The 24,038-nt window shown below is 34.5% G+C and carries 20 protein-coding genes; 19 read left to right on the top strand and 1 reads right to left on the bottom strand.

Going from position 1 to position 24,038, the window contains the following annotated elements:
* Positions 1–342: 342 nt before the first annotated feature.
* Positions 343–1,698: a hemolysin family protein gene (locus tag HMPREF0874_RS04320; protein WP_004692934.1), complete on the bottom strand. Its 1,356-nt coding sequence runs from the start codon at positions 1,696–1,698 to the stop codon at positions 343–345.
* Between the two features lie 254 nt (positions 1,699–1,952).
* On the opposite strand from HMPREF0874_RS04320, the gene HMPREF0874_RS04315 reads away from it, so the two are divergent.
* From HMPREF0874_RS04315 to HMPREF0874_RS04225, 19 genes are all read left to right on the top strand, one after another.
* On the top strand, positions 1,953–2,552 hold the full coding sequence (locus tag HMPREF0874_RS04315; RefSeq protein WP_008601843.1) for a class I SAM-dependent methyltransferase: 600 nt from the start codon (positions 1,953–1,955) through the stop codon (positions 2,550–2,552).
* Between the two features lie 304 nt (positions 2,553–2,856).
* Entirely contained in the window at positions 2,857–4,026 is a 1,170-nt protein-coding gene (locus HMPREF0874_RS04310; RefSeq protein WP_039965165.1) for a hypothetical protein, read from the top strand.
* Between the two features lie 246 nt (positions 4,027–4,272).
* On the top strand, positions 4,273–6,306 hold the full coding sequence (locus HMPREF0874_RS04305) for an LTA synthase family protein (RefSeq protein ID WP_039965164.1): 2,034 nt from the start codon (positions 4,273–4,275) through the stop codon (positions 6,304–6,306).
* 99 nt (positions 6,307–6,405) lie between these two features.
* Positions 6,406–7,374, top strand: coding sequence for a glycosyltransferase (locus tag HMPREF0874_RS04300; RefSeq protein WP_008601838.1), 969 nt, complete (start codon positions 6,406–6,408; stop codon positions 7,372–7,374).
* A 15-nt stretch (positions 7,375–7,389) separates the two neighbouring features.
* A complete protein-coding gene (locus HMPREF0874_RS04295; RefSeq protein ID WP_008601836.1) occupies positions 7,390–8,148 on the top strand; it encodes a glycosyltransferase family 2 protein in 759 nt (252 codons plus the stop codon).
* Positions 8,149–8,161: 13 nt separating this feature from the next.
* A complete protein-coding gene (locus tag HMPREF0874_RS04290) occupies positions 8,162–9,100 on the top strand; it encodes a DUF535 family protein (RefSeq protein WP_008601834.1) in 939 nt (312 codons plus the stop codon).
* Positions 9,101–9,109: 9 nt separating this feature from the next.
* Positions 9,110–10,330 carry a glycosyltransferase gene (locus HMPREF0874_RS04285; RefSeq protein WP_008601832.1) on the top strand — a complete coding sequence of 407 codons (1,221 nt, stop codon included), beginning with the start codon at positions 9,110–9,112 and terminating at the stop codon, positions 10,328–10,330.
* A 46-nt stretch (positions 10,331–10,376) separates the two neighbouring features.
* Positions 10,377–11,555: an O-antigen ligase gene (locus HMPREF0874_RS04280; protein WP_008601830.1), complete on the top strand. Its 1,179-nt coding sequence runs from the start codon at positions 10,377–10,379 to the stop codon at positions 11,553–11,555.
* Positions 11,556–11,806: 251 nt separating this feature from the next.
* Positions 11,807–13,246: an undecaprenyl-phosphate galactose phosphotransferase WbaP gene (wbaP, locus tag HMPREF0874_RS04275; RefSeq protein WP_050760775.1), complete on the top strand. Its 1,440-nt coding sequence runs from the start codon at positions 11,807–11,809 to the stop codon at positions 13,244–13,246.
* 32 nt (positions 13,247–13,278) lie between these two features.
* Positions 13,279–14,226: an acyltransferase family protein gene (locus HMPREF0874_RS04270; protein ID WP_232197506.1), complete on the top strand. Its 948-nt coding sequence runs from the start codon at positions 13,279–13,281 to the stop codon at positions 14,224–14,226.
* Between the two features lie 10 nt (positions 14,227–14,236).
* The gene (gene glf / locus HMPREF0874_RS04265; protein ID WP_008601823.1) at positions 14,237–15,343 is read left to right on the top strand and encodes a UDP-galactopyranose mutase; all 1,107 of its coding nucleotides are present in this window, start codon (positions 14,237–14,239) and stop codon (positions 15,341–15,343) included.
* A 237-nt stretch (positions 15,344–15,580) separates the two neighbouring features.
* Positions 15,581–17,191, top strand: a complete 1,611-nt coding sequence (locus tag HMPREF0874_RS04260) for an O-antigen ligase family protein (RefSeq protein WP_008601821.1) — start codon at positions 15,581–15,583, stop codon at positions 17,189–17,191.
* Positions 17,181–17,942 (top strand): DUF4422 domain-containing protein, encoded by a 762-nt coding sequence (locus tag HMPREF0874_RS04255; RefSeq protein WP_039965283.1) that lies wholly within the window; start codon positions 17,181–17,183, stop codon positions 17,940–17,942. Before HMPREF0874_RS04260 ends, HMPREF0874_RS04255 begins: the two co-directional genes overlap by 11 nt.
* A 10-nt stretch (positions 17,943–17,952) precedes the next feature.
* The gene (locus HMPREF0874_RS04250; protein WP_039965159.1) at positions 17,953–19,044 is read left to right on the top strand and encodes a glycosyltransferase; all 1,092 of its coding nucleotides are present in this window, start codon (positions 17,953–17,955) and stop codon (positions 19,042–19,044) included.
* Positions 19,041–20,042: a polysaccharide deacetylase family protein gene (locus tag HMPREF0874_RS04245; protein WP_039965157.1), complete on the top strand. Its 1,002-nt coding sequence runs from the start codon at positions 19,041–19,043 to the stop codon at positions 20,040–20,042. Before HMPREF0874_RS04250 ends, HMPREF0874_RS04245 begins: the two co-directional genes overlap by 4 nt.
* 12 nt (positions 20,043–20,054) lie before the next feature.
* Complete coding sequence (locus tag HMPREF0874_RS04240; RefSeq protein ID WP_008601799.1) at positions 20,055–20,849, top strand: phosphorylcholine transferase LicD; 795 nt, start codon at positions 20,055–20,057, stop codon at positions 20,847–20,849.
* 16 nt (positions 20,850–20,865) lie between these two features.
* Positions 20,866–21,585, top strand: a complete 720-nt coding sequence (locus tag HMPREF0874_RS04235; RefSeq protein ID WP_008601797.1) for a 2-C-methyl-D-erythritol 4-phosphate cytidylyltransferase — start codon at positions 20,866–20,868, stop codon at positions 21,583–21,585.
* A gap of 9 nt (positions 21,586–21,594) precedes the next feature.
* Entirely contained in the window at positions 21,595–23,103 is a 1,509-nt protein-coding gene (locus HMPREF0874_RS04230) for a lipopolysaccharide biosynthesis protein (protein ID WP_008601795.1), read from the top strand.
* A 13-nt stretch (positions 23,104–23,116) separates the two neighbouring features.
* On the top strand, positions 23,117–24,037 hold the full coding sequence (locus HMPREF0874_RS04225) for an NAD-dependent epimerase/dehydratase family protein (protein WP_004692913.1): 921 nt from the start codon (positions 23,117–23,119) through the stop codon (positions 24,035–24,037).
* Position 24,038 lies beyond the last annotated feature (1 nt).

The raw sequence follows: 24,038 nt of genomic DNA, 5'->3' as shown, positions 1-24,038 counted from the left end.
TTGAACCTATTTTAGGATAGCTATTATTTCTATATTAGATTTAATTATATATTTTATACAATTTAATAATACTATATTTATATTGAAAGTTCTAGCCTTTATGCAGAAAATAAAAGAATTATATAATTAATTTATATAATTGATGATATATTTTAACGATAATTTTTAAAAGTAATCTATATTTTGCCAGTATATGTATTACTTATTTTATGAATACAAAAATGTAGCAAAAAAGTGAGTCCTCTATTGATTGAGCTGTATCCCAAAATATGTCCAATTTTGGGGGTACAGTTCATAGTAAGAGAACTCACTTCTTTAGCTTTTGTCTATATAATTTGAACTTTATTTTTCTTCTTCTTGTTCTACAATAGGTTCTTCATAGGTTACAAGGATTTTATCGATACGAGTATGGTCCATATCAATGACTTCAAAGGTATAGCCGTTCCATTTTGCCTTGTCTAGTTCCTTTGGAATGCGGCCGAAGAGGACGTTTAAGAGGCCGCCCATAGTTTTGTACAAATCGTCTTCTTCACCTGGTAATTCTTGATCGATGTGAAAGAATTCTTTAAATTCATCTACATTGAGAAGGCCATCTACGAGCCATGCTCCATCGCGTTCGATGATCTTGTTTTCTTCTTCCTTGATTTCTTCCTCACCAGAAGGCATCAGACCTACGATTTCTTCCATGATGTCATGCAAGGTGACAAGGCCAGTAAAACCACCATATTCGTCGAGGATAATTGCTTCATGAACGCCTTCTGTACGTAGAACGTTCAATAATTTCATGAGTGAAATGGATTCAGGAACGAGAACAGGTTCTTTCAAACAAGCTTTGATGATATCGTGAATGGAACTTTCACTAGGACGTTGCATAATTTGAACTAATACATCGGATACGGTAACGAGGCCCTTTAATTCATCTAAGGAATCGGTACCTACAGGAATGCGGTAATGGTTGGCATTCTTGAGAACCTCCATGATTTCGTCTTCCGTGCCGTTAAGATCAATCCATTTGAGCTGTGTACGAGGCGTCATGATGTCACCTGCGTTCATATCTGCGAGATGGAAGATATTTTCTACGAGGATAGGTTCTTCCTCTTCGTAAGCACCCATGGCAACGCCTTCGGTAAGCATTTTATTAATTTCAGATTCTGTAACAGGCGCTTCTTCTTTTACAGTAACGCCTAGCATTTTTAAGAGGAATTCTGTGGAAACGCCGAGGAAGCTAACGATTGGTTTTAACGCTACAGATAGCCAGTAAATTGGTTTTGCTACTACAACGGCAATGCTTTCAGGGCTATTTAAGGCCAAGCGTTTAGGCACAAGTTCGCCGATAACGAGGGATAAATAGGTAATGATAGCAACGATAATGAAGGAGCTCACAGAGGCTGCGTAGGGTTCGATGCTTGGAATATTTGATACTAAAATTTCTTCTAATGGACTAGAGAAGGTGGCACCAGAATACAAACCAGTTAAAATACCTACGAGGGTGATGCCGATTTGAATGGTAGAGAACATTTCATTTGGGTTCTCCGATAATTCAAAAGCTGTTTTCGCGCGTTCATTGCCTGATTCTGCTAACTCTTCAAGTTTACGTTTTTTCGCATTTACAATGGCTAACTCCGTCATGGAGAATAAACCATTTGCGATGATTAATACGATGATAATGATAAAATCTAAGGTCAGATCACTGTCCATGTAAGTAGATACTCCTTTTTAATGATATATAATTCTGCACATGAGAATAATAGAAATATTACTCCTAGTATACCATATCGGCATTAATAAGTGTTTCATATAATAAAAGCACCCAATGTGGGTGCTTATGTTATATACTAGTATTATTACAGCTCTAGTAACTAATACCCTAATAAAGGTATAGTATGTATAGAAATTAAGATTAGTATCAGTATTAGGTCATATAATTTAGGCCTCATAATAGGATTATATAGATGGCAACAGAGCAAGAGTGGGAAAGTGTATTACAAATTAAAACCTCTGGCCGCGATGATAGTCGTTCCGATACGGAGCATCATCCGTACGAGCCGACAGATTATTGCGTGCTGGAGCGCTTGGCAAATAGCGGTCATATTCGCAAGAAAAATACGCTCATCGATTATGGTAGTGGCAAGGGCCGAGTGAGTATTTTCATGGCTTACCAAACGGGCTGCCATTCTATAGGCATCGAATACGATGAACGGCTCTATGAAAAGGCTTTAATTAATGGTGAAAGCCCGGCAACTCGCAATCGTGTAAGCTTTGTACTAGGTGATGCAGCGCTGTATGAATTGCCAGATCAGGCTGATCGATGCTTTTTCTTTAATCCCTTTGCACTCCATACGATTAAGCGGGTATTAGGAAATATTTTTGATTCGCTATATCATAATCCTCGGGAGATTAAGTTATTTTTCTACTATGTTAATGAAGAGGTGGAGAACTTTTTAAATAACCATGTTCGCTTGGAACAAGAGGAAGCTATTGATTGTAGTGACCTCTTTGAGGCTAGCGATGCAAAGGAGCGAATTCTCGTCTATTCAGTTAACTTGTTTTAGTGCAGTAATGTAAGACTTTTATGTAACAATTAGATATATTTTAATGTAACAGTTAATTAAATAACCTTGGTTTGAATAGTGTTTTAGTAGTATGAAATGCATACTATTAGGGACGTATTTAAATTGAGGTTTTATTCTATTTTTAAGGAACTTTTACACATATTATTAAGGAAAAAGCAGATAAATTCTGCTATAATAATATATTAGAGATTATAAAATTAATTCATTTTTATGATTCTATACATTGATTCGTATACGTTAATGTAGCGGGTAGGACTGAGTGTATTGAATACAGGAGGTGCATATGGAACTCATCGATACAATGTTGATTGAACGCATTCGTAAAGCGTTAATTAAACGATATGACCGAGATCAACAGATTCAACAAATGATTGAAGAAATTGGTGCAGAGGAAGGCCTTAATGAGACCGAATTATCTATCGTTTACCAAGCGTATTTAGAGGTAAAAGAACGGGTGTACTATACATCTTCTCTCGTTGATTTGTGGAATCAAATTGAAGATGTTCAAAAACGTATGTCCTTATTGCATTCTTACGAATCTTTAGAAGAAGATTTATTTGGTGATGTGTTAGGCGACGATAAGGAAGATATCGTTATTTCTAATACATCTGAACTTGGCAAGGGCGCTAGTTATAATGATGATGCATATGCTATGGAACAGGTACAATTATCTGACATTCCTGTGCATCATGATTCTACGGTGGGCATGAATCATATTAAATTGAATGAATTAAAATCTATAGGTGGTCTTTTTACTGGTTTTGGTGAAAGCTCCGGTAAGAAAATGGCAGATTTTGAAGATACTGCGATTGAGCACCTTGATGTAAAACCATTAGAAGGCGTTGAAAGCTTAGCAATTCATCATTTAGATGAAGATGAAGCGTTAAATGTAGATGGTTTTGATGAATTATCGAAAGATAAGAAATCAGAGGCGGCTAAAATAGATGATGAGGATATGTCGTCTATCGATCCATACACGGCGGTGAATGCTTTGTTATTTGGTAAAGCCGGTTTAGAGTCCGATAAAACAAATAAGAAGATGGAAAAGCTTCTTAAAAAGCAATTAAAACGCGTTGATGATGAATGGGCGCGTATCAACGGTTCTGAAGATAAGAAATCTAAGGACGATAAAAAATCCAAGGAAGATAAAACATCTAAAGAGGATAAGAAATCCAAAGAAGACAAAAAGTCTAAGGATGATAAAAAATCTAAGAAAGATAAAAAGTCTAAAGAAGATAAAAAAGAGAAAAAACACAAGAAGTCTAAGGAAGAAAAACGCTCTAAAGACGAAGAAAAGTTAAAGAAAAAGAAAGACAAGGCTGAAAAGAAGCTTAAAGTCTTAAATGATAAGTTAAAAACAGTCTTCTTAACTGATACTTTCAAGAAAAAAGATAAGAAGAAAGAAAAGAAAAAGGATAAAAAATCTAAAAAGGATGAATCCGTAAAAAAGTAGAATCGATAGTTTCCGTATGGAATAGTAAGGCCTCTGAAAAGATGGTCATGGAGAGTGCTAGTGCAAAGAAATCAGCAGGTGCTGAGACTATCGACCGTGGATGCGGTAAATGCAAACGATGTAAAGGTCCTAAATGTAAGAAATATCCGAAATAATTGATAGTTATGTAGTTTTGTTATATTTGTAACAATATAGTTGGATTAGTGATTTAACAATTTTGTTATAAAATTCAACAGTTAGGGGTTAATGATGAACCGATGGCAGCGATTATTTGAAGGCATACGAACAGAGATTAAGGTATTTATCTTTTTCTCTGCTTTGTTGACTGCATTTAGAATCGTGTTTCTTGCAGTATTTCAATCACAACTAGCTTCCGTGACGATGGAGAATATCCTCACATCCTTATGGCTAGGATTTAGATTGAGTCTCAAGACCGTCGGTTCTTTGTGTTTATTGGGATTTTTAGGGGGAACGTTGGTACATACCTTTGTGCCAAAATGGCCGTCCTTGCGCATTAAACAGGTCCTCTACTCTATTGCGACTATATTGTTGACCTTCCTGTTTTTGGGACGCATTCCGTTCTACAAGATATTTAACTCTTCCTACAACGCGATGCTCATCAACGGTAAAAACGATGATATCGGCGCCATTGTAAATACCGCTATCAATGAATATAATGCCCTCATGTACATCATAGGGGCCGTTGTATTGAGCGCAGCGCTTTGCTATTTTCTAGTTCGTTTCCTAGCGTGGGGGGCCAAGAAATATAGTGACTACGCTGATGATCTAAGGAATGCTGATGATGCGGATACTGTAAGAAATAGTGATTCTGCAGATAATCGACGACTTTGTACTACTTGGTATCCTAAAACGAAGAAAACGCAATGGATGACGGGCATTGCATTGACTGTCGCTATTGGCGTATTAGGTCTATTCTTTAGATTTGGCGGTGCTTTCAGTTATACAAATTCCATCAACTGGGAAAGTGCGGCCCGACTTAGTTCCAATTTGTTGAACGAAAATATTCTAGACGATGTACAGGCTCTCTATCGTGTTAAAAGCATTGCGAAACGGACGGCTGAGCTTGAGGTCATTAACTTAACGCCTCAAGAGTTAAATGAAAAAATCACTGCCGTTGGTGGTAAGTTTAACGGTACAAATTTTGACGGCTCTTTCACGAGAACCATTACGACACAACGATTAGCGGATCAACCGCAGTCCATAAACCTCGTTCTTGGAGAATCCTATGGCTTGTGGCCGTTCCTCGCTGAATATAACGAGCCTGGTGCGTACCTCGTTGAGCAAGGTCGTAAATACGCTGCCAGCCCTCAAGCGATGAGCACGCAGCTATCCCTCGCACAAGGCACAGGTACGATGCCGGCCATCAATGGTTTGTTGACGGGGATGCCTGATACAGGGCTATATCCTAACTATGAAGGTGAAAGTTTCAAAGAGCCTTACGGTTTAGGCATTGGTCCTGTTATGAAAAAGCTAGGCTACAAGACTGTATTCTGGTATGGTGGCTTTAGCACATGGCAAAATGTTAAAAACTTTGTTTTATCTCAAGGTTTTGATGAATTCCACGATGCCTCTGAAATGCCAAGCGAAGACGGCAATGCTTGGGGCGTAGGCGATAAAGACTTGTTTAAAGCTATTTCTGCCTACATGGATCAGCATAGAGGGGAAAAAATCCTCAATGTGATTATGACTACCTCCAATCATCCACCGTATAGCATCAATGTGGCTAAGGAAGGCTACGATGTGAATAAGGTAAAAGGCCATTTGCCAGATTCTATCGAAGAAAACGATAAGCAATTGAACGAAATGGGCCATATTTGGTACGCAGACCACGTAATGGGTGATTTTATCGCTCGCGAAGAAACAGCAGATCCGTCTGCACTCTTCATTATTACAGGTGACCATAGCGAACGATTTAACTTTGCTCGTGAAGTAGGTCCTAATGTGGCATCTACAATTCCTATTATTTTTTATGGCCACGGCATTCATAAAGATTGGCTTGCGCCTAATGCGTTCGGCATGAGCATTCAAATCATTCCAACCTTGGCGGAATTGGTAGGCCGACCTGGTCAAACCTATGAAGCGATGGTACCAAGCTTGTTTACACAAGAGGAATTTGTATTTAATCATAGACTATATCTTGATAAAAGTGGCAAAGTGTTAGAACAAAGTGCGAGCATGCCTCAATCCTATGGGGATATGATTAAAAACATGCGTGAACTTGCGGCATGGCGCATTAAACATGGAAATAACATTAAGTGAGGAACATTTTAGCTAATGATATGTAGCTAGAACGAACTATATAAGTTTGAGAGTTTGTAAATCTAGTTTGGCTAGTACATGTTGTAAGAGGAGCATGGAATGGAGTTAATTTCGGTCATTGTACCCGTCTATAATGTGGAATCTTATGTTGCAGAATGTATTGAATCCATTCAAAACCAAACCTATATGAATTTAGAAATCATCTTAGTAGATGATGGCTCTAAAGATATGAGCGGTGATATTTGCGATCAATATGCAGCCTATGACGAACGCATCAAGGTCATCCATCAAGAAAATGGCGGTCTTAGTGCGGCTCGCAATACGGGGATAGAAGCGGCTAATGGTGACTATATTGCCTTTGTAGACTCCGATGATTACATTGGGCTCACCCTCTATGAAGATATGTTAAAACTCTTAAAAGAGCATAATCTTGATATAATTGAGTTTACTGCTTTCAGAGATAAAAGTGGCGATATTATCGAAGGTTGCAATGATGGTCAATTAGAAATTTATGAGAAAGAGGATGCCTTGCGATTAGCCATGCATGATTGTTTTGTGGCGGTTTGGAGTAAATTATATAAACGCAGTGCCATCGGTGATGTGCGTTTTCCTGTAGGTCGAAAATTCGAGGATACTGCTACATCCTATCTATATGTAGCTAATGCCAATCGGGTGGGTCATATCAATCGTTGTTACTATTACTATCGACTCAATCCAAATTCCATAACTCAAACCTCTTTTGATGCTAAATCTCGATGGGATTTTGTGCTCGGTTACGAGGAACGCTTGCAATATGCTATAGATCATCAATTACCATATGTTGATGATTGTAATAGCTTATTGATGAAAGCTGTATTATCCTGTTTAACGGCTTATTATGCAAAACCAACGGGTAATCAAGTGTATTACGATAAATGTAAAAAAATGATTGAAACTTATCGCAATGATGAATCCTACAAGCTATTAAATTCTAAATATAAGCTCTTTTTATGGTCCTTCGGTCGTGCTGATTGGATTCATAAAATAGGGGCTCGTTTATCGTACTTAGCAAAACAAGTACGTTCGTAAGTGAAAGGTAAAACTATGGCAACTGTATCTGTAATAATCTTAGCGAGAAATGAAGAACACAATATTCATGACTGCATTGAGTCAGTGCAGTTTGCCGATGAAGTTTTAGTTATCGATGATTTCAGTACCGATGATACCGTAAAAATTGCCAAAGAAATGGGTGCTCGTGTTGTGCAACACGCCATGAATGGCGATTGGGGTGCGCAACAGACATTTGGCATTGAACAAGCTACATCTGATTGGATCTTATTTCTTGATGCGGATGAGCGCATTTCTGAGCCTCTAGCAAAAGAAATTCAAGCTATCGTTGTAAATGAACCTAATAAAGCGTATTGGATTCAACGACGTAATAAATTCCATCATAACCACGCCACGCACGGCGTATTACGTCCGGACTATGTACTTCGCCTCATGCCTAAAGAGGGCAGCTATGTAGAAGGCTATGTGCATCCTGCTATAATTACGCCGTATCCAACAGAAAAATTACAACATCCCATGTACCATTACACCTACGATAATTGGCATCAATATTTCAATAAATTCAACAACTATACTACATTATCTGCTGAAAAATATCGTGATAATGGTAAAAGCTGTTCTTTTATCAAGGATATAATTTTGCGTCCTACCTGGGCTTTCATCAAGGTGTACTTCTTACAAGGTGGTATTCTCGATGGGAAGATGGGCTTTATTTTGTCCGTTAATCACTACTTTTACACAATGACTAAATATGTGAAGTTTTACTATTTACTAAAATCCAAGGGAAAATTGTAATAGAGGGAGCATTATGTTAGGCAATTTTGGAAAACATTGGCACATAGGCCGTACTATATATGGTAAGCGCACATGGCGTGAAACGAGACGAACCTTCTTACATGCAATGCGCTCTTGTCGTCATGACTCAACGGTTACGGAATTTGAAAACTTCTTTAAGTCCTATACGGCAGATCCAAAGCTGTTGCAAAAACATCCCAGTCTCTATGAATTGATGAGCCGTATGTTTTTGATTAAAAACTCTACGCCACAATGGCGTTTGGAAGCCCTCCGTCAGCATTTCACCATCTTACAAGAGGTGTTTACGAATGAAGCGATTCAGCTCATGTATGTAGACGAAGTAGAGTTTGATTATTTCGATAAAAAACGAGGTATTACTCTTTGGAGTTCCGATGAACTCGATATGTCTGCTCATCTCTATTACGAGCCAGGACAACGGAAGGAAGGCTTCTTGACGGTTATGCTCCTGCTCGAAGATAAGGGTGTGTATCATGCAAATATTCGCTTTGCTAAAGGCCCTAACGGAGAGAGAAGTCTTGTTATCGGTACTATTCAAGGTTATAAAGATGGACTTGAACGAGCTAAAAAGATTACAAAAAAGATGTATGGTTACCGTCCTAAGAACTTTATTACCTTCTTAATTCGTGAAATCGCTCGTGCTGCGCAAGTAGAATCCATACTTGCCGTATCTGATGAAGGTTTCTATGCAAATTCACATATGGTGCGCGGTAATAAAGCAAAGGTGGCCATTTTAGATACTTTGTGGGAGGATATCGGCGGTACCGTATTGGAATCTGATCCAAATTACTTCACCATTCCACTTGAAGAAGAACGCAAACCTATGGAAGAGATTAAATCACAAAAACGTAGCCAATATCGCAATCGCTATGCTCTTTTAGATGAGTATGAAGCTATGATTCAAGAAAACATAAAACCGTATGTAAGGGCCTAGAGGTGTGCTATGCGCGTAGCAATTTTAGAAAGTATTGTCATGCCTGCTGGTCATGAGGTGGAGTTTGATCGTATCCTCATCAATGAACTGAAGCGTCAAGGTCATGAGCCAGTACTATTCGTGCCGGAGAACTTTCCTTTCAAAGTAGATTATGGAGTAGATATAGTGTACTTAGAAGGGGGAGAAGTAGTGACCTATGCGGGAGCGTCTAAGTGGAAGAAGCCGTTTTTATCCATTTTACGTGAACGCCGTCGCCGCAGTTGGTTCACATCAACAGCAGAAAAAATTAAAGAACATAATATAGATGCTTTAATCATTCCTACGGGGACATATCGCTATATTAAAGCTTTGTTAGACACGCCATTAAAGGACAGTAAGGCAGCAGTACATGTTATCTTCCATGGCATTGGGAAGGGCGAAATGGATCGCTTTATTAAGCAAGCCCATCGTGCTAATGTGTATAAAAATGTGTACCTCGATGTTATCTCTTTGCGCGATGATATGTTGCGCCCTGATCTACCAAGAATCCGTAAAATTTTGCCTCCTGTGTTCTTGCCATCGAGTGAATTGAATGGAGAACAAGGGAATTGTGCTACACAAGGCAATACTAGTATACAAGACAAAAAAGATGCGAACTCTACAACTTGTATAGGTGTTAATTTGGAAACTCCTATATCAGCAAATAAACCAATAAAATTAGGTTTCTTTGGTCAGTTTAGAAAAGAAAAAAACATTGAGCGTTTCATTGATGCCTTTGTATCGCTGAATTATGATGATTCGGTACAACTCGTCGTTCAAGGGGCAACGGTAAAGCCTGAAGATGGGGCTTTATTTGAGTCTATCATCAAGAAATATAGCCAGTATAATAATATTAAGTTCATTCATGCCAGTCTGATTGGAAAAGACTGGGATACAGCCTTATTGAGTGTAGATGCTTTATTATTGCCCTATGGAGCAGAGCGATATCGCTATCACTGGGCAGCTATGTTGTTCACTGCTATTGGCTTTCACAAGCCTGTTCTTATATCTCCAGAGATCAATCCAGAGGTATTAGAACAGTATTCTATTGGGGAATTTTTAAATTTAGATGATGTACATTCTATCAGACAGGGGATTCAAGAGTTTGTAGAGAATTTACAGCATCATAAAGAGCAATATAATCAGGGGTTAATAGATGCAAATGAGGACTACAGTCACCGTGCATTAATTAAATCCATTATACATGTATAAGGGGTACTATGTAAGGTTTGTAGTTTATATGTAAGGGAGAATTAATATGGGGGTATTATCAAGTGTAAGATTAGAATCATGGATTGCCATTATGATTACGTTGATGGCGTGCTTTACAAGGCTATCCATGGCGGCTGGTCAAGTATTTTATGTTATTGCTATTTTGTTAAGTATTTTCTATATTTGGAAACATAGGCATGACCTATATATTCCGTCCTATGTTAAAAAATATAGTAAAACATTTGCTCTAATGTTGTTATTGTTATTACCTTCTGCAGTATTAACGAACAATATAGCTGTAGGATTACCTGAATTTATCAATGTTTGGTTGTGGCGGATTCCTGTGTTTTTTGTTATCGCTCTGTGTATTCGTGATAAGAAAACATTATTTACGATGCTTGCCGTATTTTTTGTGGATTTTGGTATCGATAATTTAGTAGCCTTTTATCAACATGTTTCAGGAATGACCGATAGAGGATGGGGATTTGGTAGTAGCGTGTTGACCATATCGGGCCTCATGGTTATGCTAGTGCCTATTTTCTGCGTCATTTTATTAGATTCAGCCTTTCCTAACTATGTGAAAGTATCTGCTTTATGGGCACTAGGCTGTGTTGGCTTTGGTATGTATGGCAATCAAAGTAGAGGATCTTGGCTTTTTAGTATGATTATGGTGCCTATCGTATCCTTACCATATATACTAAAACGATTCATTTATGTAGTCGTTGTTCTTGCTGCATTAGGTGGAGTTGTATGGGGATTTAGTACACAACCACAATATGTGGCTAGGTTTGAGTCCATTACGAATACGACTACAGATGGTTCCAACCTAGGCCGCTTTGATGTGTGGACATCGTCTATTAATATGTTTAAAGACCATCCTGTGACAGGTGTAGGTATAGGTCAATGGCGTACTATATATGAAGCATCCTATCGATTACCAACGGAAAATCAACATTTATATCATGCACACAATAATTTTATTCAACTTCTTGGTGAAGTAGGCCTTTTAGGTTTATTAGGGGTTCTCATCTTTTATGGATCTATTATTATTGATAATTTTGTGGTTTGGTTTAAGAATCGAGATCCTTATAGCCTCTGTGCTATGATTGCTGTTATTTGTTATGTATTTGTATTTGGTCAAATAGAATATACTTTAGATAATTCATCAGGAATGCGCATTATGTATTTTATGTTAGCTACGATGCTTCAATTGCGGGATAATTGAGAATCGTATATCTGTATTGGAAAGCATTTAACTACCATTTAATAGAGAATTAAGTAGGATTCAAATAGACTTAAAGAATAAATAACTACATAAAAGATAGGTGAAATCTATGTTTTTTTATAGTTTTACATATTTAAATATGATACAATATATGTAAATATTGGTACATTGTATTCGTATGATAGAGAGGTTGTTTTTTTAATATTTTGAGATTGAGAAAACAACCTTTTCTTATAATTTGGGGTATTAGTATGAATAGTTCTATCTGTAATAACAATAATAAAAAGTTATTTATTAGTAAGCTCATAGTGCTTATAGCAGATTATATTGCTATTGTTTTGGGGACATTAGCAGCCTATTATTTGCGTTTAAACTTATCAATTTTACCGGTAAGTTCAAATTTTAAGGTAGAAGAAATTTACGTATATGGTGTTGTGCCTATCGTATTTTTATCAATATTGCTTCTTAATAATGCCTATTCTATAGTATCTCCCTATTGGGATACGATGAAAAATTTATTTCGCAGTATCACCATAGGGGTTGTCGTATCTATTGTCCTCATGTACACGGGCCATGTAATTAATGATGTGTCTCGTTTATTTGTTGCCTTTGCTTATATATGTATGCTCGTATTTATTTTTAGCGAGCGTTTTATCGTAGGAAAAATACTTTCAAAAACAGGATATCTAACAATTCCGATTCTTCTCGTTGGGGCGGGAAAGACAGCGGAACTTGTACAGAGATCATTAGAGCGTATGCCGATTACTACCTATAAGATTATTGGTTATGTAGATGATAATCCTAAATCATCCTCCATCGCTAAAGAATATCCATGCCTTGGGGCCTTTAAAGATGTAGAAAGAGTTATTAAAGATACAGGAGTTCAAACTGTACTTATTTGTGCTCCCGGACTTGAGTCTAAAAGATTAGTATCCTTGATTAATCAATTACAATTATTGGTAAAACGAGTAGCATTTGTACCTGAATTATTTGGTTTACCTACTAGTAATATTAGTGCTCGTGGCATGATGGAAGAACAAGCCGTCATATTGCGTGTACAAAATAACCTAGCGCGCAAGTCTAACCGTATTTTTAAACGTATTTTTGATATTGTAGCTACCGTATGTGGCGGTATTTTGATTTTACCGATTCTCGCTATCATTGCTATATTGATTTACTTGGACTCCCCAGGACCTATCGTATTTGGACATAAACGTGTTGGTCAAGGTGGGAAATTATTTTCTTGTTATAAATTCCGATCCATGGTGCCAAATGCACAAGAGGCTTTGGAGCAATATCTAAAAGATAACCCAGCTGCTCGTCAAGAATGGGAACGAGATTTTAAATTAAAGGATGATCCTCGCGTTACAAGAATCGGAAAATTCCTTCGAAAAACAAGTCTTGATGAATTGCCACAGTTATGGAATGTTCTCATTGGAGACATGAGCCTCGTAGGTCCACGACCTATTGTTCGAGATGAAATTGTAAAATATGGCGATTATATTAATGACTTTTACCTTGTACCACCAGGGATTACTGGTGTTTGGCAAGTCAGTGGTCGCAGTGATACCACCTATGAAGAACGGGTGTTAATGGACTCTTGGTATGTTCACAACTGGTCCGTGTGGATCGATATTGTATATCTGTTGAAAACTGTGTTGGCTGTTGCTAAATCGAAAGGGGCCTATTAACCGTTATTATGAGGGATACTAGTTTTGATATTATGAAGGGAATTGCAATTTTACTTGTTGTTTTGGGCCATTCTGTACCGGATCAAGCAAGTGCTAGTGGAATTGCTAGTTATCCTTTATATTTGATGCGAACGATAATTTATAGTTTCCATATGCCAGTTTTTTTCTTTGTGGCTGGTTATTTTATGCATATACCTTTGAAAGAGGGCTTTCAGAATTTTATAAAAGATAAAAGCATACGTTTGATGGTTCCATATTTTACAATTGGAATACTATATTTTCCTTTCAAATTAGCTTTATCAAAATTTGCAAATCAACAAATAAATGCACAGGATATATGGAAAATATTTATTGGTATTAATCCGGATGGAGAACTTTGGTTTTTATATTGTCTGTTCTTTATTTCAATCCTCATTGCCTTTTTTGTTAAGCGTGTAAATTTTGGTTTATTACTAATATCTTTCATTGTTGGAATCTTTTCTGATATGTTAAATATCTTCTCTGTATCTATGGTATCAAAGATATTGTATTTTCAGTTTTTCTATATCCTAGGCTTATATATAAAGAAATATATGCTATTGGATCATATGAAATCTACAGTGATAGCACTTATATCTATGGTGATTTTTATTGTAGGTAATTATGCATTACTTCATGATATGAATGCTTTTAAAATAGTTACTCTTATAACAGCGGTTTCGGGGATTACTATTACACATTATATTGCTAATCAAATTCAATCTAAAGTTGGTCTATATAAAACACTTTTAGTCTTTTTAGGTACCGTTTCAATGGATATATATATCTTTAGTGATATTGTTAAAATTCCATTTAGAATTGTACTTTGGTCTAAGCTAGGATTGTATTATGAAGCCTTTATTGTTTGCTTCTTAGCATCTACAACTTTATCTATTTTGATAGGTTATATCTTAAGAAAAAATCATTATTCACGATTACTATGTCTTGGAATGAAAAAATAAGGATATATATATGAATAAAAAATTTGACTATTTAGTAGTTGGGGCGGGCCCATTTGGTGCTGTATTTGCCCATGAAGCGCACAAGCGTGGTAAATCAGTACTCGTCATCGACCGTCGTGATCATATAGCAGGTAATATGTATTGTGAAAGCAAAGATGATATCAATATTCACGTCTATGGCGCTCATATTTTCCACACATCCTTGAAACATGTGTGGGATTATGTCAATCAATTTGCAGAATTTAATCACTATGTAAATAGCCCTGTGGCAAATTATAAGGGAGAGATGTACAATTTACCGTTTAATATGAACACGTTTTCTAAAATGTGGAATATTCGAACTCCAAAAGAGGCACAAGATATTATTACTAAACAACGAGCTGCCATCTCAGGGGAACCTAAGAATTTGGAGGAGCAAGCCATCAGCCTCGTAGGTACTGATATTTACGAAAAGCTTATCAAAGGGTATACGGAAAAACAATGGGGGCGTAAATGTACAGAGCTACCAGCTTTTATCATTAAACGCTTGCCAGTGCGTTACACATACGATAACAATTACTTTAATGACCGTTTCCAAGGTATTCCTATGGGGGGTTATACCAAGATGATTGAACGTATGTTAGAAGGTATTGAAGTGCGTCTTGGCATAGACTTCCTCAAACATCGCGATGAATACGAAGCTTTGGCAGATAGAATTATCTACACTGGCCCTATAGATGAATATTTTGGTTATTCTGAAGGGATATTAGAGTATCGTGGTCTTCACTTTGAAACTGAGCGTCTCGAAGAGGAAAATCATCAAGGCGTTGCGGTGGTGAACTATACGGAAGGTGAAATTCCGTATACTCGTACCATTGAACATAAGCATTTTGAATTTGGTACACAGCCCGTTACGTATGTAACAAAAGAATATCCAAAGGACTGGAAAATCGGCGAGGAAGCGTATTATCCGGTAAATGACGTAAAGAATTTAGAGCTATATTCTAAATATGTTAAAAAGGCCGAAGCGATTTCCAATGTAATATTTGGTGGTCGTTTAGGTGAATATAAATATTACGATATGGATAAGGTTATTGCTAGTGCTTTAGCATTATGTAATAAGGAGTTTCAGGAATGAGGATTGAGTGGATAGATTCACTAAAGGAGGCTACTATATTTTTAGATGTTGTTGGTCATGTTAATCGCAATTGTATTTTAGTTATCTAAATATTATGCAACATTGTATGAGATTATCTAAATGAGTAATCATTTTAATTTAGTTGATTTAATGCATATTTTTATAGCCCCTCTTTCTTTGGTAATTCCAAGTTAATATAATTGAAATCATAAGATGAGAGTAGTAGGATGAGAGTATATGTCTAGTAATAAATATATTGATAGTTTAATAGGATTAAGTTTTATATTTGTAATATTCCCTGTAATCCCCATGTCTTTACGAATAGGTTTTTTAGGTGGCGAGTTTTCAGCAAAAGCATCATTTTATACATTATTTATTTGTTTAGTGTATAGTGTATGGCTAAAAAGACATAGTCTACGTCACTATCATTTATATCGGAAAGAAATATTATATATAGCTCTTTTAGGTTTCAGTATTACTGGATCTTTAATTTATGGTTTGATTAATTTCCCTTACTATGATTTAGTTCCTGGCACTAATTATATAAATCATAAATTGGAAGCCATAATTCAATTTATATTTAATGAAACTGCGAGTGAATATACTTTATCAGTCATTCATTTTAGCTTTAGAGTTCTAAAGAATTCCTTGACTCAACTTATTTTTACATTTGGATTTTCTTATTTGATTTTCTATTGGTATAAAAATCGCTCTGAAACAATTACAAAAATAGTAAGTAAGGGTTCATTAATTTCTGCTAGTCTAGTTGTTATTTTTGGTGTTATTGAACTATTTTATTTTGGTAAACAACAATGGGCACTTTCATTATTAACATACATAAGACCTATTGTTCATGCTATTGAGATTAATAATACATGGTGGCCACCATTATTTTGGTCTGAATTTCAAATTCGCTCTCTTTTTCCAGAGCCGTCCTTTCTAGGTATTTATACTGTTATTACAATTCCTTTTATATGGAATGTTATTTTTTCATCTAAGAATAAGAAATTGCTAATCTTTTCCTCCATTCTTTTATTACTTTTAGAAATGATTACTTTATTGGCAAATAGTAGAACGGCAACTGTTTTATTGATAATAGATCATATATTGCTTGTAGTGGCACTTTGTATTCAGTTTAGAAACAAAAAATTTGTAGTACATACAGTTCTTGTAACTTTAATAGGTCTTTTAGCTTTTATAGGAAATATAGTATATACATCTAATGTTCTTTATGTACAAGATACTTCTAATAAAAGTACAACTAGTACAATAGTTAAAAATATATCAACTCAGCAGGTTGCAAATGAAATTAAATCTTATGGGGAAAATAATATTTCTTCACTATCTAAAAAAGACAGGAGAAGTAATAATCAAAGATATGGTGTTATGAAAGCTGACTTAGATATTTTCAAAGAAAATCCATTATTAGGAATTGGGCAAGGGTTACGTACCCCATATGTTTTGAATCATTTAGATGAAGATACATTAAATGGTGCGGAAGTAAAAATGTGGATTGAAAATATTAAAAATAAAGGCCTTATTAATATTTCTATTCCTATGTTAGGAGAATATACCTCTCGCTTATCGGAAACAGGAATCATAAGTTTCGTATTGTTTATGGGACCTATTGTATTCTTATTAGTTAGATTGCTTATTTATGTATTTAAAAATCCAAAAGATATATGTATTATATTTTTTACAATTGCTTATATAGAGTCTTTGTTGACAGGGATAGGAACGACTTTAAATGAGCTCTATTATTTTTGGATATTATTAGGGTTTGGTTATGCATTAGTTTATACGAGAAATTCATATCGTAATAAGGTGGATGAAATTAGTGAATATTAAGATTTTAGTAGCAACACATAAACAATATTGGATGCCAGAGGACTCCGTATATTTGCCAATTCATGTGGGTCGTAAAGATAAATCTGATATTGGATATATTGGTGATCATACGGGAGATAATATCTCTTCAAAAAATGCAAATTACTGTGAATTAACAGGTTTATATTGGGCTTGGAAAAATCTTGATGCGGATTATATTGGTCTCGTCCATTACAGACGATATTTTACTCGTAAAGAGGTGCGCAATATAGAAGAGAAAAAAAATCAGATCCTTATGGGTAAGGAATGGGAAGCATTACTTTCACAATATCCTGTTGTGGTAGCTGATAAGCGTAAATATTATATTGAGTCTAATCGTTCTCACTATAATAATGCCCACCATAGCTCAGGACTGGATGCGGCAGAACAAATCATCGTTGAAAAATATCCTGAATATAGCGCTGCGTTCACAAAGGTTTGTAATCGTACATGGGCTCATATGTTCAACATGTTCGTTATGCGTAGAGATTTATTTGATCAATACTGTGAATGGATGTTTTCCATCTTAGAAGAAATCGAAAAACGTGTTGATATTTCTGATTATGATACGTATGAAGCACGTATCTATGGCTTTGTTAGTGAAATCTTGCTTGATGTATGGATTGAAGCTAATAATATTAGCTATAAAGAACAAAATGTATCTTTCATGGAACCTCAAAATTGGATTAAAAAAGGTGGATTATTTTTAAAACGTAAATTATTTGGGAGATAATATACTGACTATGATAAAGGTAATAGAACTTCCTATAGATAAAGATATGGGAGGTTTAACATCTTATGTTCTTCAATTGTATAGAATGATTGATAAAAAAGAATTTGAATTAACATTACTGAGTTATGATGATCCTCAAAATTTTGATGTAAATTATAAGGTAGAGACGGTTAGTAGACCGTATCATATTATTCAGTTTTATAAAAAAATGAAGTGCCTACTTTCTGAAGGAAAAGATATCATTCATTTTCATCAATCTTATGTTAATATTATTCCTATTTTGATTGCTAAATTAGCTGGATTTAAAACTATTATTTTACATGCGCATAGCTCTAGTATAGATGATAATCGAAAAATCGTACGCTTTCTAAAGACAGGATTACATAAGGTTGGAAGATTTTTATTACCTTATTTGGTTGATACTTATATAGGTTGCTCTACTAAGGCCTCAGAATGGATGTTTCCTAGAAAGTGTATAGATAGTGATTCATATTATTTATTACATAATGCGATTGATTTAGATTTATATGATAGAAATATAAATCTAGGGTTGGAGGTTAGACAAAAATTCAACATTCCTAAGGATGCACTGGTAGTAGGGCATATTGGTCGTTTTACGCCTGTTAAAAATCATCCTTTTATTATCGATATATTTAAAGAGGTATTAAAACAAAATCCTAATAGTTATTTATTTCTCTTGGGGGATGGTGTAGAACGTCATAAGATTGAAAGTCTTGTAAAATCAGCAGCTATATCTGACAAGGTTATTTTTATGGGGTATGTAAATAACACTGTGGATATTATGCAAGCTATAGATATTATGATATTACCTTCTTTATTTGAAGGGCTACCCCTAATTGCTATTGAGTCTCAAGCATTAGGTATACCAATATTAGTATCTGATGCGATTACACAAGAGGTTGTGTTAACTGATTTATGTAGGACTCTACCAATTGATAATCCTAAACCATGGGCTTATGAGATTATATCTAAATTTGGTAAGAATAAATATATTGATTATAGAGCTAGAATTAAAGAGTTAGGTTATGATTCTAGTGTTGCTATAAAGAAGATTGAAAATATATACAAGGGAAAACAATGAGTCTTAAAGGTTATATAAAAGAGAATCTACCATGGATTCGATCTATCTATAGAAAAAGATTGGCTCCAATCAATTTAATCCATAATATTTTTGATAAGCCAGTAGTTGTTTTACTTTATCATAGAGTTAATCATTTGAATCGTGATTTATTTAATATTAATGTAACTCCTGATAATTTTGAAAGACATATTCGAATCTTAAAAAATTACTACAATGTAATAACTTTTAATGATTTAAAACGCAATGATATAAAGGAACCATCTGTTATTATTACCTTTGATGATGGATATTATGATAATTACAAATATGCCTTTCCAATTTTAAAAAAGTATCAAGTCCCAGCGACGATTTTTATAACATCTGGCGGTGTAGATACGGGTAAAGAGTTTTGGTGGGATCGATTAGAAACCGTCTTATTCGAAAATAAAAATCTACGAGAATCAATTGAGTTAGATATATTAAATCAAAGACATATATTTGATGTATCTGATGATAAAAAGCGATTACATAGTTTTTATACATTACACCATATGCTTTTTTCTCTACATCCTAATGAAAGAGATATGATGTTAGACAGATGGTATGAATCTTATGGATTGAAAGTTAATCCTAATAATAGGACTATGACCTCATCGGAGTTAATAGAGTTATATCAAAGTCAGTTAGTTACATTAGGAGCGCATACTATTCATCATCCAGCGTTGAAACAAATTAGTAGAGAAGAACAAATACAAGAAATACAATCTTCTAAGCTTTTTTTAGAGAACTTGTTACACACGGATATAGATATTTTTGCGTATCCTTTTGGTCATAAAGAAAGTTTTGATCAAGTGACAGAACAAATTGTTCGAGATCTAGGATTCACATATTCAGTTAGTACTAAAAGAGCACAGCTTCATTCTAATACTAATCCATTTTCTATACCTAGATATGGCATTGAAGACTGGTCAGAAGATGAATTTATACGACAAATAAAGTTAGTATGGTTTGAAAATTAGGGGATTTTTATAATGTTGACTATATCTGAAATTCAAGATCATTTATATATAATGCTTAAAGAGTTTGATTCCTTTTGTAAAGAGAATGATATTAAATATTCGCTATCAGGAGGATCATTATTGGGGGCCATTAGGCATAAAGGTTTTATTCCTTGGGATGATGATATAGACATTTGTTTAAGTCGACCAGATTATGAAAAATTAATTACTATATTTCCAAAGGTTTTTCATAGTAATTACCTGCTTAGATCTATTGAGCGTAATAACTCAAAATATCCTTTTGCGCGATTAGAAAAGCTTGATATCAAGATTGAAGATGAGTACAGTAATGCTAATCAGTTTTTATTTATGGATATTATGCCTGTTGATGGATTACCAAATGATAAAAATGAAGTTGTTAGTATCTATAAAAAACGTAAAATTTATAGCAAAATGCTCGAATTATGCGATGCTAAATTAGGTCATGGTAAATCATTTAGTAGAGCATTTATCAAGTCTATATTAATTATTTTTGCTAAATGTGTGGGATATAAATATTGGGCTCATAAATTAGACCAATTAGCAAAACAGTATGATTATAATACTTCTGATTATGTAGGAGCTATTACTGGGGGCGTTTATGGTGAAGCTGAATGTATGGTAAAGGATGCTTTTGAAAAACGTGTCCCTATAGAATTTAGAGATTTAAAATTAGAGGTTTTTTCATGTTACGATACATATTTAAGTAATTTATATGGTCGTAACTATATGGAAATACCGCCAGAAGGTAAACGTAAAATATCAAGTATTAGAGCATATGAGATTTAATGTATAGGGGTATAGCATGAATATAGGTATTATTTTTGCTGGAGGAACTGGACAACGCATGAGTTCTACTGGCACACCGAAACAATTGCTAGAAGTTAATGGGAAACCAATATTAGTGTATACGCTAGAACACTTTCAAAATAATGATAATATTGATGGAATTGTTTTGGTAGTATTAGAGTCTATTATTGGAGAGGTTAGTAAATTAGTACAAAAGTATAGTTTGGATAAAGTCAAATCGATTATTCCAGGTGGAAAAACAGGGCAAGAGTCAATTTATCTTGGAATTCAAGAGTCTTCAAGACTATATGATCAAGATAGTATAGTTTTACTACATGATGGGGTTAGACCTATTATTTCTGATGAGCTAATTAATACGTGTATATCGTCCACAAAAACATATGGCAATGCCATTACTGTTTCACAAGCTATAGAAACTATTGTTTTAAAAGATAATGAGCTTTCTCATGTAGGGAAAATACTTTCTCGAGATGAATGTTTACTTGCTAAAGCTCCACAATGTTTCTATTTAAAAGATATTTATAAGGCACATGACAAAGCAAGATCTGAAAACTTGGAGTTCATAGATTCGGCATCTATGATGCAGTTTTATGGGACTGAACTGTTTACAGTAATAGGACCAGCTGAGAATATTAAGATTACAACACCTATTGATTTTTATACATTTAAGGCTTATTTAGAAGTAAAAAATAGCCTCAATATTATGGGATTATAGGCTGATATTATGCGGACAGTTAGTGCAATTAAGAATATAAATTCCACGTTAATTGTATATGGATTAAATATGGTATTACAGTTCATTATCCGTTTTGTATTACTATATTATTTATCTATTGAATATTTAGGCTTGAATGGTTTATTTGATAATATTTTGACTGTATTATCTCTTACTGAATTGGGCATTGGTCCAGCTATTATATTTAGTTTATATTCTCCTTTAGCTAATCATGATTTAGAAACAGCAAAATCAATCATGAGAATATTTAAAAAAGCATATATTTATATTGGTACACTTATTCTATTCTTAGGGTTATGTATATCGCCTTTTGTTCAATATCTTATAAAGGTACCTCCTAATATTGCATATTTAAATATTTTCTTTTTACTTTTTGTTGTTGATACGGGTATTAGTTATTTTTACTCTTATAAAAAATGCTTGCTTATAGCTGACCAAAAACAATATATAGCTAACTATTACAGAGGGATTACTCAACTGATAGGGAGTTTATTCCAAATTGCCTTAGTCATTTTAACTCATAGTTTTTGGGTATATATTATTCTACGTATATGTATGACCTTTTCTGAGAATTTTTTAATAGCTAGAAAAGCCGATCACTTATATTCGTTCTTAAATGAAAAGAATATTCAGCCTTTAAATAAAGATATATACCAAAATATTATTAGAAATATAAAGGCTTTAATACTTCATAAAATTGGTGGTGTTACTGTTTTTGGAACATCAAATATTATTTTATCAAAATTTGTAGGTTTAAGTGCTGTTGCGTTATATACGAATTATTATTTGATTATTAATGGTATCGATAAGTTGTCTGATCAGGTATTTAATGCACTAAAGGCATCTGTAGGAAATTTGAATGAGTCTCATGATGATGCTCATAAATTAGTCATTTTCAAGAGATTAGAATTTATGACAGCCTATTTGGCTTGTTTTATCTGTAGTAACTTGTACCTTTTGTTAAATCCATTTATTACCATCTGGCTAGGAAGTAGCTATCGTTTTGATGAAAGTATAGTGCTTTGGATGGTTATCAACTTCTATCTAATGTTTATGCGTAAAGGCGTCTTAGTATTTAAAGATGCTATGGGGCTCTTTTGGCAAAATCGATATATGTCCTTAATAGAGGCCTTAATAAATTTAGGATCTTCCATTGTTTTGGTTCAATATTTTGATGTTTGGGGCGTGTTATTGGCTATGTTTATTAGTACGATTTGTATGCCTTTTATAGTTGAACCATATGTTTTGTTTAAATACGGATTACGTTGGTCTTTGGTCAGTTATTTTAAACTTTATTTCCGTTATACTCTAATTACATTTATATTAGTTTATTTCAGTAAATTCTTATCACAGTTTATTGCTTTGGATAGTGGCTGGTTTGGGCTTTTACTGGGGGTTGTATGTAATAGCATCTTTATAATAGTGGCATGGGGAATATTATTTATTAGAAGTAAAGAATTAAGGTTTTATCTTGATTTAATAAAAAGTAGGCTATAAGAAGGGGATAATAATGAGAATAACTGTAACTGGTGGGGCTGGGTTTATTGGCTCTCATTTAGTTGATCGTTTAATAGAGGATGGTCATACTGTACAGGTTATTGATAACTTATATACAGGAAACAAAGAATTTGTTCATTCGAAAGCACAATTCGTAGAATTGGATATTAGAGACCCAAAGTTATACTCTGTCTTAGAAGAATTTCGTCCAGACTATATATTTCATGAGGCTGCACAAACTGAAGTTTCCACATCTATGAGTGATCCAATGTTAGATTGTGATATTAATTTGATGGGGTTAATCAATTTACTTAATGCAGCAGTAAAACTAGATGTTAAAAAGTTTTTGATGCCATCTTCTGCAGCGGTTTATGGTAATTTAGATACATTACCACTAAATGAGGAAATGATTGGAAATCCGTCTTCATTTTATGGATTAACAAAGTTAACTACAGAACATTATCTTCGTATTTATCATGAAGCTTTTGGATTACCATATATATGTTATCGCTATTCTAATGTGTTTGGTCCACGACAAGGTAATGGTGGAGAGGGGGGCGTTATTAGTATTTTTGCTAAAGCGATTGTACAAGGCTCTCCTATTATTATTTACGGTGATGGAAAACAAACAAGGGACTTTATATATGTGGATGATGTAGTTGAAGCTAATATTTTAGGTATGCAACACCAGGTTACAGGTATTTATAATGTAAGTACTGGCATCTCAAGTTCCGTCAATTTGTTAGTGGATGAGTTTAGAAATATTAGCGGTAAAGATATAGAGGTAGTTTATGATAAACCTAGATTAGGCGATATTAGAGATTCTGTTTTGGCAACTGATAAATCAGAAAAAGAGCTTTTATTTACAGCAAAATATAATTTACACGATGGGTTAATAAAAACATATGAGTATTTTAAAACAGTAGAGGGCTAGT

The sequence above is a fragment of the Veillonella sp. 6_1_27 genome (genome assembly GCF_000163735.1).
Classification (GTDB): domain Bacteria; phylum Bacillota; class Negativicutes; order Veillonellales; family Veillonellaceae; genus Veillonella; species Veillonella parvula_A.
This window is presented reverse-complemented; position numbering and strand designations above follow the sequence as displayed.